The following is a 15,700-nucleotide window of genomic DNA, read 5'->3' as shown; positions in this document are numbered from 1 at the left end:
TAAACTCTGCCGGAGTGTAATATTTTCCGGTAAATTCGTTCATTCTCTCATGCGAATGGTTAAGCAGACGAATAAGATATGTGGGAGTTCCTGTGCTGAACCAATAGTCATCAATACTCATTTTGTCAAAAGCGTTCAACAAGCTGAAAGGGTTATATATGTCAGTCATACGTTTGCTGAAGTGGTACCCATCGTATTGTTTCTTCAACAGTTTATACATTTCATCCGGTGTACACTGATATTCGACTGCCATTTGCGACACAGGTTCAGCAAAATATTTTCCAATCTCCTCCTGGGTAATACCGCAAAGAGCCTCATACCTTATATCCATACTTATATCTTTCGGCTGGTTGAATCCGCTGAACACACTTACTTGCGAGAACTTGGTTACCCCTGTCAGCAAAACGAATTGCAAATGCTTGTCCGCTCCCTTAAACACGGAATAAAAAGCTTTCAGAATGTTTCGGTGTTTATCCTCCAGATTGGTATCCACATCCAGTACATCAAGCATAGGTTTGTCGTATTCATCTACAAGTACCACAGCGCGTCGGCCAGTCTGAAGATGAGCGGCCTCGAGAATCTTTATAAAGCGGTCTCCAAGACCCAATTCATTTTCACGTATGGGCAGATTGTACTTCTGTTCCCATTCCGCCAGATAAAAGTTAAGTTTCTTCTCCAGTTCTCCAGGATTGGTAAAATTAGTCGCATTGAAATCCACATGGAAAACGGGATACTCGTTCCATTCCGTCTCCATCTTTTCTATGGCAAGACCACGAAACAGTTCCTTACGTCCTGAATAATAGTTTTCCAGAGTAGAGACAAGTAGGCTCTTTCCGAAACGTCGCGGACGGCTAAGAAAATAAATCTTACCGTTGTGAGTAAGGTCATAGATTAAATCAGTTTTATCTATGTATATATACCCATCTTCTATAATTTGCTCAAAACTTTGGATACCAATTGGAAATTTCATAACCTGATTCTTTTTGTACTTTACACAAAGGTAAATAAAAAATTGTACTTTCACGTCATTAATTAATATGTCTTTTCCTTATTCTTAACAAAATGTGCACACTAATGTGTATAGTGCCGGAATATTCTTATTTTTGCAGGAAATTTTTGTAAAATGAGAAAGATAACCCACTATATTCTGTACATCCTGATTGCTTTTACAGTCCTTTTTAATATCCAATGCGGCGGAAACGGCACGGAGAAAACACTGCTTCCGGAACTGGCTCACGCTGAATCCGTGATGTTTGACCACCCGGACAGTGCATTGCACATCTTGAAGTCAATGCCGATGCCTTCTGCACGCTGGGATAAGGAGAACCATGCATTGTGGTGTCTGCTGACTACACAGGCTATGTATAAACAAATGATGAAAATTTCTTCTGATTCACTTGTGAGTATAGCATACGAGTATTATAAACCTTCTGATAATACCCTTAGAAAAGCGATGTCTGCTCTTTACATGGGAGGGGTGAATTATAATCTAGGTAATATTGAAGAGTCTGTCAGATTTTATTTAGAGGCCAAGACTGAAATTGAGAAGACCAATGATTATAAATTGGGCTATTTGGTAATGTCAGGATTAGGAAGAATATATTTATATCGTAATCTTATCGATTATGCGTTTGAAGCTTGTCAAAGTGCATATAATTATTCTGTTAAAGATTCGAATTTGCGCTATCAGATGGTTTCTTTACAATATTTAGCAAGATGTTATTGCTTATTGAATAATCTGGATAAAGCTGAACATGTATATGAACAAAGTGCAGAGCTGGCTTTAAAATTAAAGAATAATGATTTTTATGCTGTTGTACAGCAAGAATTGGCTTTGGTTTATATTGCTCAAAAAAGATTTTATGAATCTCTTGAGGTAGTACAAACATTACAACCTTCTTCTCAAACCTATTTGTTGCGAGGACAAATATATTTATGTCTGTCTAAGTTAGATTCAGCTTTTTATTATTTAAAAAAATCATTAAGAACCGATAACGTATATACGAAACGTTCTGTCTATAAAACGTTGTATCAGTTATCTTGTGATTCAGAATTAAATATATACATGAAAGAGTTTTGAGATTCACTTCTTTTTTATACCGACTCTGTCATGTCCTTAGATAAAGGCAAGGAAATCATCGCATATAAAGAGAAGTATGACCACCAGAAACTCATCACTGAGCAGCAGCGTCTGAAGCTGGAGAAGGCAGATGCGCAACGTATGATGTTCATCATCACGATATGCCTGATTGTGGTTATAGCTGTTGTAGCATATTTTTACCAGAAACGTCTTGTCCGTAAGGAAACTACTATCCGCAAACAGTCTGAACAGATGCAGGACTACATGCTTCAACTTCACGAATACGAGACACGCCTCATGCAGAACAACCGCTATATGGAGGAACTGCAGGAGCAGATATCACGCCAGGAAGTTAATTCTGAAGATATAGAATCATACCGTGAACAGATAGACAGTCTTCAGTCAGAGAATGGCAGACTGTCTGAAAATATAGCCACTCTGCAAAATCACATTGCCGAATATACTTTAAAACTTGACAAGGTCCGCCGTGATACTGAGAAGTTCCGTAGCATATCAGAAGAGAATCTTAACCTGAAGCAGCGTGAGCGTATGCTTGCCGACTATGTTGTGGACAATGACAGATTGGTTAAGGAACTTAGAGAGAAAAGCCGTGTTCTTGATGATATGGAATGGGAGACTCTGGAGCAAATGTGCGAAAGTACGTACGGCAATTTTGTGAGCCGTATGCAGAGCATCTGTCCGACACTGACAAAGCAGGAGCTTCATCTTTGTATTCTGATCAAGCTCCGTTTCAGCAACACTCAGATGTCGGAGATATTCGGTGTGAGTGTCTCTTCCGTATCCTAGAAAAAGTTCCGTCTGAAGAAGCATTTGAGTGATTCGTTGGAAGGCGGTTTTCCTGAGGAAATGACACTCGACAGATGGGTGGTGGAGTTCTGAAAAAAGAAAATGTAGAGATTGATATAATCGTATAATATGGCATAATACGCATATAATCAGTGTATTATGCCGTATTTTGTTAATGGCTAAATGTAGAGATACTTTTTAAATGGTGTATTGTTATATGTTCTAATTTTGCATTCGGAGATATAAACCATGAGCAATAATAACCTAAAAAGTATCTTTATAATGAAAGCGATTAAAACTTTTTTATTAACATCTTTAATGGTTTTCTTGTCGATAGGTCTATCCGCACAGACCGTAAGCGGAAAACTGGTTGACGAGAAGAATCAACCTTTATCATACGCCAATGTAGTGCTTTTATCCTTGCCTGATTCTGCTTTTGTTAGCGGAACCATCAGCGGAGAGGACGGATTTTTCACTATGGAAGCAACATCGGAAAACCAGATAGTGAAAATATCCTCCATCGGATATAAGACTGTGTATAAACCAACTTCTCCTGCCAATATTGGTATTGTGCAGCTCGTGTCTGACGCACAGATGCTTGGTGAAGTAGTAGTAAAAGGTGATTTGCCCAAAATGCAGCTGAAAGGTGATGCAATGGTTACTACTGTGCAGGGTAGTATCCTTGAAAAAGCAGGGACAGGGGAGGATTTACTTAATAAAATTCCAGGTGTTTCTGCCGGAGATGATGAAGTAAATGTATTTGGTTCGGGAACTCCTGAAATCTATATCAACGGTCGTAAGGTACGCGACAATTCAGAGCTGGACCGCTTGTCTTCCGATCAGATTAAACGTGTGGAAGTTGTGAAAAATCCGGGAGCAAGATATGATGCTTCCGTGAAAGCCGTAATTCGTATCGTAACCAAAAAGGCTGTGGGCGATGGCTTTGGTTTCAATAACCGTTTTGTGACCAGACACAGGAGAACATACGGGTGGACAACTTTCGACCAATACAATTTTAATTACCGGAAGAATGGTTTCGATTTGTCCGGAACGCTGTTTGGAGGAAGATTCCGTTATGGCAACAACCAGATGATGGGAATGACCACATATCTTGACAAACTGTGGTACCAGAATATAGATGCCACTTACGGCAAGAATGCACATAGCAATGTACAGGGTATCATTTCGCTGAATTATCAGTTCAATGAAAAACACTCTATGGGGGTACGTTATGATATAGACAGAAACTTCAACTCGGTAACTGACTGGCGTTTAAAAACAGATGTATATTCCGATGGTGAACTGTATGAAAACAATGTAAGTACAATGTTGGGAGGAGATCCTTCTACCAGACATAGCCTGAACTATTACTATAACGGACAGATAGGCGACTGGAACATTGATTTCAATGCTGATGGTTTATGGAATACAAAGGAAGAGAGCATGAATACAAGAGAAATAACCAATGGTGATACCGAGACAGAAGTAAATATATTTAATAAAAACGACGGAACACTGTATGCATCGAAGCTTGTTCTGTCATATCCTTTGTGGCAGGGTAGCCTGTCGTTCGGTGGTGAATATTCACATACTGACCGAACCAATGTCTATACAAACAAGGAAGGTATCCTCGACAATGATGACAGCCGGATAAAAGAAGGTTCAACAGCCGCTTTCATAGATTATTCGCGTTCGTTCGGTAAAATAGATGTACAGGCAGGCGTACGATACGAAAATGTGAATTTCAATTATTACGAGCAAGGGCAAAGGATGGACGAGCAAAGCCGGGACTTCAATAACGTATTCCCTTCGGTTAATATAAATTTTCCTATAGGGAAAACACAATTTCAGCTAAGTTACAGCAGCGGTATAACACGCCCTTCATACGATTTGCTTCGTAGCAACATATACTACAGCAACAAATACACCTACCAGACAGGTAATCCATTCCTTAAACCTGTCATAAACCAGAATTTGATACTGTCTGCATCATACAAATGGATAAACTTCCAGTTTACTTACAATCGTGTAAAAGATGATATTATACAGATTTGCGAACCGTATTCGGAAGATAATCCTACCATTTCATTATTGAATATTATAAATGCCGAACCGTATGATAACATTACAGCGGCGGTCACTTTATCACCAACCATAGGATGGTGGAGTCCGCAACTTACGGCACAAGTATATAAACAATGGTTTACAATGGATGGTCATTACGGAAAAATTACACTAAATAAACCCAGAGCATTTGTCATTTGGCGTAACAGCTTTACACTGCCGGCAGGATTTCTGTTTGATGTAAGTGCTTCCTATTATACGAAGGGGCATTCACAGAACCAATATATGACGAACACTCCATTTGACCTCTCAATGGGTTTGTACAAGAGTTTCTTCAAGGAAAGACTTAGCCTTCAGCTGCAGGTGTATAATCTGCTTGAGACGAATGATTTTGATTGTACTGTTTATAGCGGGATAAAAACTGCTACAGATTACATTTCTAATTTCAGACAAATATCTCTGACAATGCGTTATAAGTTTAATGCGACCAAAAGCAAATACAAAGGTACCGGAGCAGGAGCAAGCCAGAAGAGCCGTATGTAAATATATATTGATTCAATTAGTTTAAAAACTCTCTTAAATTCAGATTAGGGTGGCTTTAGTCATTAAGGCTGCCCTTTTCATCTAACAAAATGCGCACACTAATGTGTACAGTGCCGGAATATTCTTATTTTTGCAGGAAATTTTTGTAAAATGAGAAAGATAACCCACTATATTCTGTACATTCTGATTGCTTTTACAGTCCTTTTTAATATCCAATGCGGCGGAAACGGCACGGAGAAAACACTGCTTCCGGAACTGGCTCACGCTGAATCCGTGATGTTTGATCATCCGGACAGTGCGCTTCATATCCTGGAAGCCATGCCGATGCCTTCAGCACGCCGGGATAAGGAAAACCATGCGCTGTGGTGTCTGCTGGTGACACAGGCAAAGGTAAAACAGCTGATAAAAATCTCTTCAGATTCCCTTGTTAGGATAGCATACGATTATTACAAGCCAACCGATAATGCCCGCAGAAAGGCGATGTCAGCCCTTTATATGGGTAATATAAACTATAATTTAGGGAATATAGAGGACGCCATGCAGTATTATCTGGAAGGCAAAACAGAGGTGGAGAAAACAGACGATTATAAGACTGGATATCTGATAATGTCTTCTCTAGGAAAGCTTTATTTATATCGTGATTTTGAGGAATATGCCTTTGACGCTTGTTCTAAAGCATACGATTATGCAGTGAAAGATTCTAATAAAAGGTACCAGATGGGATCATTGCAATATCTGGCCAGATGCTATTGTCTTTTGGATAAACTGCCTGCAGCGATAGAAACTTATCAGAAATGCATGGAGATTGCATTGGAGCTTGGACTTGAAAATGATGAGTATTATTATGGTGTGCAACATGAAACCGCTTTGGTATATACTAACAGCTGTGAATATGAGAAATCTTTGAGTATTTTGCGACCATTCCCTGTAAAATATCGTTCAAATTCATTAATAGGAAAGAATTTGTTTAGTTTAGGTAAGTTAGATTCTGCTTTCTATTATTTAAACAAAGCATTGAATACTGATAATGTTTATACTAAAGAATCTGTTTATAGATATTTGTATAGATTATGCGATAACTCTAAATATCACCAATACCTGAAGACCTATTGCGATTCACTTCTTTTCTATACCGACTCTGTCATGTCCTTAGACAAAGGCAAGGAAATCATCGCCTATAAAGAGAAGTACGACCATCAGAAACTCATCACTGAACAGCAGCGTCTGAAGCTGGAGAAGGCAGATGCGCAGCGTTTGCTGTTCATCATCACGATATGCCTGATTGTGGTTATAGCTGTTGTAGCATATTTTTACCAGAAACGTCTTGTCCGTAAGGAAACTACCATCCGCAAACAGTCTGAACAGCTGCAGGACTACATGCTTCAACTGCACGAATATGAGACACGTCTCATGCAGAACAACCGCTATATGGACGAACTGCAGGAGCAGATATCACGCCAGGAAGTTAATTCTGAAGATATAGATTCATACCGTGAACAGATAGACAGTCTTCAGTCAGAGAATGGCAGGCTGTCTGAAAATATAGCCACTCTGCAACAGCATATTGCCGAATATACCTCTAAACTTGACAAGGCCCGCCGTGATACGGAGAAGTTCCGTAGCATATCAGAAGAGAATTTTAACCTGAAGCAGCGTGAACGTATGCTTGCCGACTATGTTGTGGACAACGACAGCCTTGTGAAGGAACTTAGGGAGAAATGCCGTGTTCTGGATGATATGGAATGGGAGGCTCTGGAGCAAATGTGCGAAAGTACGTATGGCAATTTCGTGAGCCGTCTTCAGGTTATCTGTCCGACACTGACTAAGCAGGAACTTCATCTTTGCATCCTGATCAAGCTCCGTTTCAGCAACACCCAGATGTCTGAGATATTCGGTGTGAGTGTCTCTTCTGTATCCCAGAAGAAGTTCCGTCTGAAGAAGCATTTGAGTGAATCGTTGGAAGGCGGTCTTAATGAGGATATGACGCTAGATAGGTGGGTGGCAGAGTTCTGAAAATAGAAAATGTAGAGATTGACATAGTTGTATAATACGGCATAATGCGCATATAATTAGTGCATTATGCCGTATTTTGTTAATAGCTAAATGTAGAGATACTTTTTAAATGGTGTATTGTTATATGTTCTAACTTTGCATTCGTAGATATAAACCATGAGCAATAATAACCTAAAAAGTATCTTTATAATGAAAGCGATTAAAACTTTTTTATTTACATCTTTAATGGTCTTCTTGCCGGTAATTTTATCCGCACAGACCGTAAGCGGAAAATTGGTTGACGAGAATAGACAGCCGTTGCCATACGCCAATGTGGTATTGCTGTCGCTGCCGGATTCTGCTTTTGTTAGTGGAACAATCAGCGGTGAAGACGGTTCTTTTACACTGGAGGCAACATCTGAAAACCAGATAGTGAAAATATCATCTATCGGATATAAGACAGTATATAAGTCGGTATCACCTGCCAATATCGGTATCGTGCAGCTTGTTTCGGATGCACAGATGCTTGGAGAAGTGGTGGTGAAAGCTGATTTGCCCAAGATGCAGCTGAAAGGTGATGCAATGGTTACTACTGTGCAGGGAAGTATCCTTGAAAAAGCAGGGACAGGGGAGGATTTGTTGGACAAGCTTCCTGGGGTATCAGCCGATAATGGAGAAGTCCGTGTGTTCGGTGCTGGTGCTCCGGAGATTTATATTAACGGTCGTAAGGTGCGTAACAATTCCGAACTGGCCCAGCTTTCTTCCGACAACATCAAAAGTGTGGAAGTGGTGAATAATCCCGGTTCGCGCTATGACGCGACAGTGAATGCCGTTATCCGAATCAAAACCAAGAAGCCGCAAGGAGAAGGTTTCGGTTTCGATAACCGTTTCTATACAGAGTATCGTTATGACTGGACGGTAAACGATGTATTTGATTTCAATTATCGTAAGGGAGGCTTTGATTTGTCGGGTATGATTTCGGGTAATGACAGACGCAGCGAAAACAACAAACACATCGAACAGGAAACTTTTCTGGACCGCACATGGACACAGAAATCTTATTTGTATAACTGGAAACATATTCAGAACATAGCTGCAATGCTGTCACTCAATTACCAGTTTAATGAAAACCATTCATTGGGTATGCGTTATAATTATGACCGCACTCCTAAATTTCACGATGATATTGATATGCAGACGGATGTAGCTCAGAACAATATCCCTTATGAGAAAAGCAACAGCGGGGGATGGCAGAATCATGTAAGTTCAGGGCATACGCTGAATACTTATTATAACGGACAGGTGGGAGACTGGCATATTGACTTTAATGCAGACGGGATTTGGCAGAAAAACAGAATACCGCAGGAAATGCTGGAAGAAATTCTTTCGGCAGACGGTGAACGGAAAGAACAGACTGTTACCAGTGAGAGCAATGATAAAAATACACTGTATGCGGCAAAACTTGTGGCGGAACATCCGTTATGGAAAGGAAATTTCTCGTTAGGCAGTGAATATACTTATACTAATCGTCTGAACAGTTATAGGAATGTTGAGGGAATTCTGGATGATGACGAAAGTCGCATCTGCGAAAACAGTTTTGCTATTTTTGCAGAATACGGTTTCCGTATCAGCCGGTTACAGGTAAGGGCAGGAGTACGATATGAGCATCTGGCATCGGATTACTACGAGGAAGGAAAGCGAATAGACGAACAGAGCCGCACATACGATAATGTGTTCCCTTCCGTTTCTCTTTCGCTGCCTGTAGGCAAGGCCCAGTTGCAGCTGAGTTATACCGGAAGCATTTACCGTCCTCCTTACTGGATGCTCCGAAGTAGTACTACGTATGTAAACCGTTATACTTACGAAGGCGGAAATCCGTTTTTGCGACCTTCGGTTATAAACAGGCTTTCGTTTAATCTTTCGTACAAATGGTTGTATTTCAATACGCGTTATATTCATGGTCGTGACGCAATCATTCAACTTAATCAGGCTTATTCGGAAGATGACCCGACTGTTTCTTTGTTCAGTTATTACAACAGGTATGGGTCGGATAAACTTTATTCCAGTTTGACACTTGCTCCAACTATAGGTATATGGTCTCCTCAGCTTACGCTTATGTTACTTCAGCAGTGGTACAAAGTAGATGTACCCGGTGGCGTGGAAAATTTTAATAATCCTATTGGGTCGTTTACGTTCCGTAATCACTTCAGTTTGCCGCTCGGATTTGGACTGGATATAGATTTGGGAGCAGATACTCCGGGAGATAATGAAAATGCGTATGTAGCTGAAGGTTGCTGGTATGCTAATGTGGGTTTATACAAAAGTTTCTTTAATGAACGTCTGAGTATCAGGCTTCAGGCTGATGACTTGTTCAATTCCAGCGCTGCCAAAACTGTTTTGTATAGCGGAAACAGGGTTATGACGATAAATCAGGAAGTTCGCCGCAGTGTAGGTTTGACCCTACGTTATAAGTTCAATGCAGCAAAGAGTAAGTACAAAGGAACCGGAGCAGGGGATAGCCAGAAAAGCCGTTTGTAAAACATTTAAGACTATAAAAATGAGGATAATTAGAACATTTTTCATATCTGTCTGTGCCGTTGTTTCAGTTGGAGTATCCGTTCAGACAGTTAGCGGAAAGCTGATTGACGAGAACAGCCAGCCGTTGCCTTACGCCAATGTGGTGCTACTCTCGCTACCGGATTCGGCGTTTGTGAGTGGAACCATCAGCTGTGAGGATGGTTCTTTCACACTGGAGACAACATCGGAAAATCAGATAGTGAAAATATCATCCATCGGATATAGAACCGTTTGTAAGCCTGTATCTCCGGCAAATATAGGTATCATACAGCTCGTATCGGATGCACAGATGCTTGGTGAAGTGGTGGTAAAAGGTAATCTTCCTGTGACACGTATCAAGGGAGATGCCATGGTAACTGGAGTGGCCGGTACTGCTTTGGAAAAAGCCGGAACTGCGGAACAGATGCTTGACAAGATACCTAATGTTACCTCGAGAGATGGCGAAATCAATGTTTTCGGTCGTGGTACTCCTGAGATTTATGTCAATGGCCGGAAACTACTTGACAACTCTGAATTGGACAGACTTTCGGCAGAGAATATAAAGTCCGTTGAGGTGGTAAATAATCCAGGAGCAAGATACGGAGCGGAAGTAACCTCCGTAATACGCATCATCACCAAGAAAGCGGAAGGCGAAGGATTCGGCTTTGATAACCGTGCCATGTTCCAGTACAATAGAGACTGGAGTGCATTGGAACAGCTGAACTTCAATTACCGAAAGGATGGTTGGGATTTGTCCGGTATGCTGTATGGTTCAAGAATGTATGGGTGGATAAGTAAGGAGCTGGTTCAGGATAGTTATTTGCAGGAACACTGGCAACAGAAATCCACAACATTCAATGACTGGACTTCCAAAAACTTTAACGCCCGGTTAGCCGTAAACTATACCTTCAATGAGCATTCGGCTTTAGGAATACGCTACGATTATCACAAGACTCCTTATTCAAATGCCTTGATGGAAACCAATACGGATGTGTATCGTGACGGTGCTTTGTCGGAAAAAACATACAGCCCAAATATCATAGACAATGGTTCCGAATATCATCAGGTGAATGCCTATTATAACGGCAGAGTCAAGGGCTGGAGCATAGACTTGAACCTGGACGGATATTGGGATAAGAGTGACAAGGCAAGCTATCTTGATGAAAAGACAGAACTGGCTGACGGAAGCGATAACAATCGCTATGTATCTATCTTCAATGACATAGACAACACGCTTTATGCTGCAAGACTGATTCTTTCCAGACCGTTGTGGGGCGGTGAATTGTCGTTTGGTGGTGAATATACTTATACCAACCGAAGGAACATCAACCTGAATCCGGAAGGAATTGTTTCGGACGATGACAGTCGGATTCGCGAGAATATGGGTGCGGCTTTTGTGGAATACAGCCGGAAGTTTGGCAGCGTACAGGCTTTGGCTGGATTGAGATACGAGTATAATGCTTCCGATTATTTTGAGAAAGATATCCGTGTGGATGAGCAAAGCAAGGACTTCAGTAATCTGTTCCCTACACTTTCCATTGCATTTCCCGTCAGCCGTGTGAATTTTCAGCTGGCATACCGCACTGATATATCCAGACCTTCCTATTGGGATTTGAGAAGCAGCGTTCTGCTGATAAACAAATATACCTATGAAACCGGAAATCCGCTACTTGACCCTAAGTTTACGCATAACCTTACTTTGGGAGCTACATACCGCTGGTTGCAACTGTCTGTAGGATATAACCGGGTAAAGAACGATATCCTCAATGTAACCAGTCTGTATGACGAGAATGATCCTACAATCATGCTGATGTCACTTGCCAACGCTGAAGCATACGACAAGATTTTTGCCGGTGTGACACTTTCTCCTACTATCGGTATCTGGAAACCGCAATGGCGCTTCCAGCTGAACAAGCAGTGGTATGACATAGAGACTCCGCAAGGCAACCTCAGTCTGGACAATCCTATGGGTACGATTATATGGAACAACAATCTGAGTCTGCCTTTGGGCTTTATGCTGGATGCGGATTTAATGTACACAAGCAAGGGAAACATGAAGAACGGCAGATTCCTTAAACCTTCCTGGAGAATGGATATGGCATTGCAGAAGAGTCTTCTCAATGACAAGCTGAATATCCGTCTGGACGCAACAAACCTGTTTAACAGCTATAAGCGTGATTTTATGATGTATGTAAGCAATATGCAGACCATGCACATGACTGAAGAACCCAACAACTGTACGGTTCGGTTAACTGTCCGCTATAAGTTTAATACAACCAAGAGCAAGTACAAAGGAACAGGAGCAGGGGAGAGCCAGAAGAATCGTATGTAAGAGTAAAATGTAAGTACCATAGATATAATGTTATAATTAGCAGAATATTAGACTCTTTTTTACAAAAAAAAATGGAGGATAGAATCCGTATTAGATTATAAACACTATATTTGCGATATTAGCTGATTTGAATGATAATCCAGTACAAAAAATTGAGTTAATTAAAGTATTATGAAAACAAAAAATCTATTTGGAATACTGATATTGTTCCTTAGTGTGCTTAACCTTACAAGTTGCAACAAAGACGAAGAGGGGTTTTCTAAAGAAGAAATACAACAGATGCTATTCGACATGAAAGGAACCTATCATGGCACTGTACAAGTAGACTATTATAAAGGTTCAAGTATAACAGAACTTCAGAATGCAATAGCTGTTTCACGCGATTCACTCAAATTCAATATGTCATTATTACCATATGTAGAACTGATTTCAGATGAAGGCCTGACGGAGCGCCTGCGTGAAATTGGAGAGGTGGAAGTTGTTGCTGGTTATGATTTTCATCAGAGTGACGGTTGGAATATAAATTTTGGATTGCGACCTAAGGATGTCGACGTATTAGGCGGTTATGGAGCACCTCCTTCTATTCGGATTGTTTTTGCTCAGACTTTTGGTGGGGACGCTGAAGTAGGACATAATTTCATAATGTTTAATATCTCTCCTCTGGAATTATGGGTTGATGGAAAGAAATATGAAGATTTTCCACGTTTAGTTTACCACTTTAGAGGTAATTATGAATAGTAAAAAGTAATGTAAATACAGAATTATAAATTTCAAATACAATGAATCCAATATTATACATAAATTGGGATATAGATCCTGTTATATTTAGTCTTGGTCCGGTTAAGATTCAATATTATGGTTTGATTTTTGTTACTGGACTTGTCTTATGTTATTACATAATTGGCCATATATACAAGAAGGAGAAGATTTATACTCCTGATGCAATGGAGAAACTTTTTATATATGCTGTTATTGGTATTTTCGGAGGTGCAAGACTTGGTCACTGTCTATTTTATGACTTTGAATATTTTTCTTCTCATATAATTGAAATATTTATACCATTTAGAGAAAATGCTAATGGAGTTTACGAGTTTATAGGATACAAAGGATTGGCAAGCCACGGAGGTGCAATAGGTTTGTTCATTGCCATGTTATTATACTCACGGAAGATTCATATTCCATTCCCGAAGATAATAGACATCATAGCTATCTTGGCTCCATTAGGGGGAGCTTTTATAAGAATCTCAAATTTAATGAACTCTGAAATTATTGGACGTCCGACAGATTTGCCATGGGCTTTTATATTCAGATACGTTGACGATTTACCAAGACATCCTTCACAGCTTTATGAGTCAATAAGCTATTTTATTATTTTCCTGATAGCTTATTCTCTATACAAATATAAAAGACAGTTGTTTAAAGTCGGAAGTTATTTCTATTTTGGCTTTAGTATTTTTGCCATTTTTCTCATGAGATTTCTTTTAGAATACACAAAGGAAAATCAAAAAGGTTTCGAAAATTCGATGTTTTTCAATATGGGACAAGTTTTGAGTATCCCTTTTATTGTATTAGGTCTATACCTAATTTTGCGTAGTTATATACAGTCATCCAAAAGATAACTATAACAAATAAGATAACCGATAAACAGTGCAGAAAATAAGAGTTATTGCAAAACTATAAACTACTATAATCAAAGTAACATGAAAACAAAGAATTTATTTGGAATACTGATGCTGTTCCTGTTTACATTTGCCTCTATCAGTTGTGATAAAGATGATATGACAGACAAAGTAGAAACAATAAAAATGTATGTGTCTGCGGAAACTGATACTTATATTCCTTGGGGAAGCGATACTCCAGTAGAATGTATGCTTATTAAAGAAGAAGGAAATTCAAGCTATTCAAAACTACCCTTAAATGGCATAGAAGGATTTGTATATAAGAAAGGTTTTGAATACACTCTTAAGGTTGAAAAAACGACTTTAGCAAATCCACCTGCTGATGATAGCGATGTCAGATACAAACTGATAGAGATTATAACAGAACAAGAAAAATAAAGATAATGAATATAAATAAAAGCGGCTAAGATTGAGCTTAGTCGCTTATATTTTATCTATCTCATTATCATCTGCACTATCCATCTGCAGGTAACGACCTACGATCTTCAAGAATTTGTTAGTACTGTGTAGACTGGGTAACTGTTACGCAAAATCATTTATGGCTAAACCTTTTATTGCAATCTTTACATATATAATTGGCATTGGAAATTTTTCCGAAAAATGCAATTACAAGAAACGAAATGAACATAGACAATGCTATATAATCCGCAATAGTTGATCTGAGGCCAAAATCATTTGCCCAAACAAGATAAATCCCAGGAATAAGAATAAGAAAGATGCATAATAATGTTATAGCAGTTCCGTATTTATTATTTACGGCTATAGCTGATACATTGTAGCTTCCACATTTAGGGCACCAGATATGAGATTTATTTCTCTTGTCAACAATAAGATTTATTATCTCAACTGCCTTTTCATAATCTTTCTCAAAAACATATATCGCAATACCGGTAATAGGACCATAAGCACCAGGCCTTTGGTCTTGCCCCTCATCATGCTGGCGAGAAACGATATTATTTTCAACAAGCAAATCTGTAATCTCGTCTGCAAAAATAGTAGTATCACATTTTATAAGAAGTTTTTCATTCATATTACATTCATTATGGTTATTGCATGACTCTCAGAATTCAGTAATACTTCTCTAATTTACTGTCCAGTCGCTAATTGTGCCGGTCTCAGAAGAGAATGATGCACCAATCTTATAAACTTTGCGGCTATCGGCTGCATATTCACGTGCATATCCTTTTTCCTCTATCTGCTGAAGCGCCTCTTGGGCCGTACCGTCCAGTTTGAACTCAAAGATATATACATAGTCCGATGTTTCCACTATGCAGTCCACACGTCCCTGGCTCTGCACCTTCTCGGCATAGACGGTATAAACACTCACCAGACGCATAATGAGATAGAAGGTATATTGGAAATACCGTTCACGCTCCACTTCGTTTTCCTTGCGGCGCATTGTGTAAGGGATGCCGGAGAGGAAAGAAGTGAACAGCTCGCGTACCTGCTCCACCTCTCCTTTGCGCAGTGCTATAACAAGGCTTCTTATCCAACTGCCTGTTTCTTCTGATGGTTGCAGATATGACGAGGCTACCATTGTAAGGAATCCCCCCTTTACTTCATTGTTCGGGAAATCAAGAAGGAAGGTATTGAAATCTCTGTCGTAAGCCTTTATTGTAAGATATCCGCTTTGATATATCATAGGCA

General features: G+C 39.7%; 12 protein-coding genes. 9 read left to right on the top strand and 3 right to left on the bottom strand.

Annotated features, from left to right (window positions below):
* Window positions 1-970 (bottom strand): AAA family ATPase (locus H6A61_RS13825; RefSeq protein WP_204394427.1); only part of this gene is annotated, 970 nt, incomplete at its 3' end.
* A gap of 153 nt (window positions 971-1,123) precedes the next feature.
* On the opposite strand from H6A61_RS13825, the gene H6A61_RS13820 reads away from it, so the two are divergent.
* From H6A61_RS13820 to H6A61_RS13780, 9 genes are all read left to right on the top strand, one after another.
* Window positions 1,124-2,080, top strand: coding sequence for a tetratricopeptide repeat protein (locus H6A61_RS13820; protein WP_204394425.1), 957 nt, complete (start codon window positions 1,124-1,126; stop codon window positions 2,078-2,080).
* Between the two features lie 30 nt (window positions 2,081-2,110).
* On the top strand, window positions 2,111-2,887 hold the full coding sequence (locus tag H6A61_RS13815; protein ID WP_204394423.1) for a hypothetical protein: 777 nt from the start codon (window positions 2,111-2,113) through the stop codon (window positions 2,885-2,887).
* Window positions 2,888-3,169: 282 nt separating this feature from the next.
* Window positions 3,170-5,494 (top strand): TonB-dependent receptor domain-containing protein, encoded by a 2,325-nt coding sequence (locus tag H6A61_RS13810; protein WP_204394421.1) that lies wholly within the window; start codon window positions 3,170-3,172, stop codon window positions 5,492-5,494.
* A gap of 150 nt (window positions 5,495-5,644) precedes the next feature.
* Entirely contained in the window at window positions 5,645-7,507 is a 1,863-nt protein-coding gene (locus H6A61_RS13805; RefSeq protein ID WP_204394420.1) for a tetratricopeptide repeat protein, read from the top strand.
* Between the two features lie 189 nt (window positions 7,508-7,696).
* Window positions 7,697-10,024, top strand: coding sequence for an outer membrane beta-barrel family protein (locus H6A61_RS13800; RefSeq protein WP_239469232.1), 2,328 nt, complete (start codon window positions 7,697-7,699; stop codon window positions 10,022-10,024).
* A gap of 19 nt (window positions 10,025-10,043) precedes the next feature.
* A complete protein-coding gene (locus tag H6A61_RS13795; protein WP_204394419.1) occupies window positions 10,044-12,374 on the top strand; it encodes an outer membrane beta-barrel protein in 2,331 nt (776 codons plus the stop codon).
* Between the two features lie 171 nt (window positions 12,375-12,545).
* Complete coding sequence (locus H6A61_RS13790; RefSeq protein ID WP_204394418.1) at window positions 12,546-13,112, top strand: DUF4840 domain-containing protein; 567 nt, start codon at window positions 12,546-12,548, stop codon at window positions 13,110-13,112.
* Between the two features lie 41 nt (window positions 13,113-13,153).
* On the top strand, window positions 13,154-13,993 hold the full coding sequence (gene lgt / locus H6A61_RS13785) for a prolipoprotein diacylglyceryl transferase (protein ID WP_204394417.1): 840 nt from the start codon (window positions 13,154-13,156) through the stop codon (window positions 13,991-13,993).
* 81 nt (window positions 13,994-14,074) lie between these two features.
* Window positions 14,075-14,431, top strand: coding sequence for a DUF4377 domain-containing protein (locus tag H6A61_RS13780; protein ID WP_154043057.1), 357 nt, complete (start codon window positions 14,075-14,077; stop codon window positions 14,429-14,431).
* Between the two features lie 154 nt (window positions 14,432-14,585).
* On the opposite strand, the gene H6A61_RS13775 is transcribed toward H6A61_RS13780, so the two are convergent.
* Window positions 14,586-15,083: a DUF2007 domain-containing protein gene (locus H6A61_RS13775; protein ID WP_204394416.1), complete on the bottom strand. Its 498-nt coding sequence runs from the start codon at window positions 15,081-15,083 to the stop codon at window positions 14,586-14,588.
* 51 nt (window positions 15,084-15,134) lie between these two features.
* A partial coding sequence (locus tag H6A61_RS13770; protein ID WP_204394415.1) for a PD-(D/E)XK nuclease domain-containing protein occupies window positions 15,135-15,700 on the bottom strand: 566 nt, incomplete at its 5' end.

This window comes from Bacteroides caecigallinarum (genome assembly GCF_016901995.1).
Taxonomy (GTDB): domain Bacteria; phylum Bacteroidota; class Bacteroidia; order Bacteroidales; family Bacteroidaceae; genus Phocaeicola; species Phocaeicola cellulolyticus.
This window is presented reverse-complemented; position numbering and strand designations above follow the sequence as displayed.

Bases quoted from the DNA above. Each gene is read 5' to 3' on its own strand.
- H6A61_RS13820 (WP_204394425.1), top strand. From the start codon at position 1,124: ATGAGAAAGATAACCCACTATATTCTGTACATCCTGATTGCTTTTACA.
- H6A61_RS13815 (WP_204394423.1), top strand. From the start codon at position 2,111: ATGTCCTTAGATAAAGGCAAGGAAATCATCGCATATAAAGAGAAGTAT.
- H6A61_RS13810 (WP_204394421.1), top strand. From the start codon at position 3,170: ATGAAAGCGATTAAAACTTTTTTATTAACATCTTTAATGGTTTTCTTG.
- H6A61_RS13805 (WP_204394420.1), top strand. From the start codon at position 5,645: ATGAGAAAGATAACCCACTATATTCTGTACATTCTGATTGCTTTTACA.
- H6A61_RS13800 (WP_239469232.1), top strand. From the start codon at position 7,697: ATGAAAGCGATTAAAACTTTTTTATTTACATCTTTAATGGTCTTCTTG.
- H6A61_RS13795 (WP_204394419.1), top strand. From the start codon at position 10,044: ATGAGGATAATTAGAACATTTTTCATATCTGTCTGTGCCGTTGTTTCA.
- H6A61_RS13790 (WP_204394418.1), top strand. From the start codon at position 12,546: ATGAAAACAAAAAATCTATTTGGAATACTGATATTGTTCCTTAGTGTG.
- lgt (WP_204394417.1), top strand. From the start codon at position 13,154: ATGAATCCAATATTATACATAAATTGGGATATAGATCCTGTTATATTT.
- H6A61_RS13780 (WP_154043057.1), top strand. From the start codon at position 14,075: ATGAAAACAAAGAATTTATTTGGAATACTGATGCTGTTCCTGTTTACA.
- H6A61_RS13775 (WP_204394416.1), bottom strand. From the start codon at position 15,083: ATGAATGAAAAACTTCTTATAAAATGTGATACTACTATTTTTGCAGAC.